This window comes from Homoserinimonas sp., assembly GCF_056262345.1.
This window is the reverse complement of the sequence record NZ_JBACFR010000210.1, coordinates 1-1,865: the sequence shown is the minus strand read 5'-3', so window position 1 is coordinate 1,865 and position 1,865 is coordinate 1. Positions and strand designations below refer to the sequence as shown.

At 64.8% G+C, this 1,865-nt stretch carries 1 protein-coding gene; it reads left to right on the top strand.

What is annotated here, in order from left to right; translation table 11 throughout:
• Positions 1–160 precede the first annotated feature (160 nt).
• Positions 161–1,684, top strand: a complete 1,524-nt coding sequence (locus AC062T_RS10230; protein ID WP_476029719.1) for an alpha/beta hydrolase — start codon at positions 161–163, stop codon at positions 1,682–1,684.
• Positions 1,685–1,865 lie beyond the last annotated feature (181 nt).

Genomic DNA, 1,865 nt, shown 5'->3' with positions numbered 1-1,865 from the left:
TTCTTAGCGAGGTGAAGGCCGCCGCCGTGACATCGCGCCCTGAGCAGACCCTCGCCGTGCTCGACGCAATCGCCACGGCACGCCGCCGCATCGAAGGCAACGTCTCTCCGGCTCTCGCACTCGAGGCCATGCTGGTGGCCGTGACCCGAAAGGACTCAGTGTGAGTCGACTTCGCCGCTCGGCGGTCGCCCTCGTTGCGATCATCCCCCTCCTGCTCTCGGGCTGTTTTCTCATGGGGGGAGAGACGCGCACCACGTCGACGCCGACGGGAGAAAAGGTCGACGGAGATCTTCAGCCGTTCTACGACCAGGTCTTGGAGTGGGAGACATGCGGCGACGACTTCCAGTGCGCCACCGCGACGGCCCCGCTCGACTGGGACGACCCGGAGCGCGAATCGATAGAGCTCGCGCTCATCCGCCTCACGACGAGCGGCACCCCCATGGGGTCTCTGCTCGTGAACCCGGGCGGCCCCGGTGGCTCGGGCGTTGACTTCGTGCGGGAGAGCTGGGACTACGCCACAACTGCTCAACTGCGAGACAACTACGACCTCGTGGGCTTCGACCCTCGCGGCGTTGGCGCATCATCCGCCGTCTCCTGCTACGACGACCCCGACACCTTTACCGACTATCTCTACGACATCACTCCGGGCACTCCCGGCTCCGCCGAATGGCTGGATGCTATGGATGCCACAATGGCCGAGTTCGGTGCCGACTGCCTTGAGTTCACGGGCGAACTGCTCGGGTTCGTCGACACCGTGAGTGCCGCGCGCGATCTTGACCTGCTGCGCGCGATTCTCGGCGACGACAAGCTCAACTACCTCGGTTCGTCGTATGGAACATTCCTCGGCGCGACGTATGCCGATCTGTATCCGCAGAACACCGGACGACTCGTGCTTGATGGCGCGATCGACCCCGCGAGCACCGACTTCGAGGTCACGGCGATGCAGGCTCAGGGTTTTGAAAGCGCAATGCGGGCCTATCTTGCTGATTGCCTCACGGGGGCAGATTGCCCCTTCACCGGCACGGTGGAATCGGGCATGAAGGAGATGGGCGCCATCTTCGCTCGCCTGGAAGCTAGCCCGCTGCGGGCAGAAGACGGGCGCCTTCTTGGGTCCCAAACGATGTTCACCGCCGTGATTCTGCCGCTCTATAGCGCCGACACGTGGCAGTACCTCACGTCGCTCATCACGGATGTCAAACAGGGCAGCGCCGAGATCGCCTTCTCCCTCGCCGACCTCTACAACGGCCGGGAGCCCGACGGCACGTTCGCCGACAACTCGTCCGAGGCCTTCACCGCCATCAACTGCCTCGACTACCCATCAACGAGCACGCGGGAGACCCTCCCCGCCGAGGCGGCGGAACTCGCCGCTCTCGCCCCGGTGTTCGGCCCGCAGATGTCGTGGGGTGGCACGTCGTGCGACGCGTGGCCCTTCGAGGCGACGCGCGTTCGTGGCCCCATTGCTGCCGACGGTTCTGCCCCGATTCTCGTTGTGGGCACGACGAACGACCCTGCCACGCCGTATGCGTGGTCGGTCCCGCTGGCCGATCAACTGCAGAACGGGCACCTCGTCTCGTATGACGGGGAGGGGCATACCGCCTATAACAAGTCCAACCAGTGCATCGACGACACGGTTGACGCGTTCCTCATCGACGGGACTGTGCCGGCCACTGACCCGCTGTGTTGATGCCGGTGGAGCGCTGACTCGCTAATCGTTGCGCATCCGCGGTGTTTGCTGCATTTTTGCAGAGGTGCAACAATGGCGGTGTGACCACGGAAGAACTCGGACTGCGCGAGCGCAAGCGCATCGCCACCCGGCACGCCATCCAGAGGGCCGCCGTTGAGCTGGTCGTGGAGCACGGACTTGC